The sequence below is a fragment of the Acidocella aquatica genome, from assembly GCF_030160635.1.
GTDB lineage: Bacteria > Pseudomonadota > Alphaproteobacteria > Acetobacterales > Acetobacteraceae > Acidocella > Acidocella aquatica.
In genome coordinates, this window is the sequence record NZ_BSOS01000119.1 from 1 (window position 1) to 2,003 (window position 2,003).

Consider the following 2,003-nt stretch of genomic DNA (forward strand, 5'->3'; position numbering starts at 1 on the left):
GCGGCCGCTGATGGCGTTCGTCATGGTGCTCTCTCATTCGCGCCAGATCTTCCTGCGCTTCTGCCTCGACGCCCGGATGGAGAATTTTCTGCGCGGCCATGCCGGGGCCTTCACCGCATGGGGCGGCGTTCCGCGCGTCCTGCTCTATGACAATCTTAAAAGCGCCGTGTTGGAACGACGCGGTGACGCGATCCGCTTCCACCCAACATTGCTGCATTTTGCAGGACATTATCGTTACGAACCAAGACCCGTGGCGGTTGCGCGAGGCAACGAGAAAGGCCGCGTGGAACGCGCGATCCGCTACATTCGTGACGCATTCTTTGCCGCCCGCAAGTTCAAAGATATCGATGACCTCAACGCTCAGGCCGAAGCCTGGTGCAACGGTGCTGCCGCCGATCGGCCATGTCCCGAGGATCCGCAGCAGACGGTGCGCGCGGTGTTCGCCCAGGAAATCCCCCGCCTGCTGCCATTGCCCGACAACCCGGCGCCGCTACTCGAACGGGTTGAGGTCTCGGTCGGCAAGACACCCTATGTCCGCTTCGATCTCAATGATTATTCGGTGCCGCACGGCCAGGTACAGCGCATCCTGACCGTTCTCGCCGACCCGCACCAGCTGCGCATCCTCGATGGCACCGAAGTGCTGGCCCGCCATCCGCGCAGTTACGACAAGGGTGCGCAGATCGAGGACGCCGCGCATCTGCAAGCCCTGATCGACGACAAACGTGCCGCGCATCAGCATCGTGCCATCGACCGCCTCGCTCACGCCGCACCAGCCAGCCAGATCCTGCTCGCGCGCGCGGCCGAACACGGCGCCAATCTGGGCGCCATCACCGCCGCCCTGCTCCGGTTGCTCGAACGCAACACCGCCGCCGATCTGGAGGCCGCCATTCTTGAAGCGCTCGCGCGCGATGTGCCACATGCCAACGCCGTCCGCCTCGCCCTCGAGCGCCGACGCGCCCAGCGCGGCGACGATCCCCCGGTCGCTGTGGTGATGCCCGCCCATGTGCAAGCCCGCGACACGCTCGTGCAGCCACATCCGCTCGAAACCTATGACCAACTCGCAGGAGTACACGAAGATGCCAAGCCCAAAGATGACTGATCCCGACACCATGCGCGCGCGCACGGCCGCACTCAATCTGCATGGCCTGCTCGCGCATTGGGGCGAGGTCGCCAACCAAAGCTGGATCGCCCCGTTGCTTGACTGGGAAGAACAGGAACGCGCCCGGCGCAGCCTCGAGCGGCGGCTCGGCACCGCGCATATCGGCAAATTCAAGCCGCTCTGCGACTTTGATTGGTCTTGGCCAAAACGCTGCGACCGCGAGGCGATCGAGGCTTTGATGGCGCTGGACTTCCTGCGCGATGCCAGCAACGTCGTCATCGTCGGACCAAACGGGGGCGGCAAGTCGACCATCGCACAGAATATCGCCCACCAGGCGCTCATCGCCGGACACAATGTTCTGTTCACCAGCGCAGGCCAGCTCTTCGGCGATCTAGCGGCATTGGACAGCGACTCTGCCCTGCGACGTCGGCTGCGTCATTACGCCAGCCCGCAATTGCTGGTGATCGACGAGGTCGGCTACCTATCCTACTCCAACCGTCACGCCGACCTGATGTTCGAGCTGATATCGCGACGGTATCAGAACAAAAGCACGCTGGTGACCACCAACCGCGCGTTCGCCGAGTGGCGCGAGGTGTTCCCAAACGCCGCCTGCGTCGTATCGATGGTCGACCGCCTCATCCACCATGCCGAGATCATCGCCATCGACGCAGAGTCCTACCGGCTTAAGGAAGCCCAGGAACGCACCGAACAGCGCGCCCGGCGACGCGGCTCAGCCAAGCCATGAGCCAACCAAACCAGCCGCAATCATCCGCCCCGGCGCACCTGCGCCCAGCGACAATCGAAATCCCCACAAGCTGGACGCCCGAGCAGGCTCTTGCCGTCTACGAACTTCTCGACCAACTACGCGAAAAAATCTGGGCTCTTTATGACCTTCGCCTGCAGG

General features: G+C 63.7%; 2 protein-coding genes. Both read left to right on the forward strand.

Going from position 1 to position 2,003, the window contains the following annotated elements:
• Nucleotides 1–1,099: transposase (locus tag QQJ84_RS19190; protein WP_408862254.1), on the forward strand; the 1,099-nt coding region annotated here is incomplete at its 5' end.
• Nucleotides 1,077–1,844, forward strand: a complete 768-nt coding sequence (gene istB, locus QQJ84_RS19195; RefSeq protein ID WP_284259941.1) for an IS21-like element helper ATPase IstB — start codon at nt 1,077–1,079, stop codon at nt 1,842–1,844. The genes QQJ84_RS19190 and istB, both read left to right, overlap by 23 nt.
• Nucleotides 1,845–2,003: the final 159 nt, after the last annotated feature.

Excerpts from the sequence above, each read along its gene's own strand:
- istB (WP_284259941.1), top strand. The coding sequence starts at position 1,077 with ATGCCAAGCCCAAAGATGACTGATCCCGACACCATGCGCGCGCGCACG.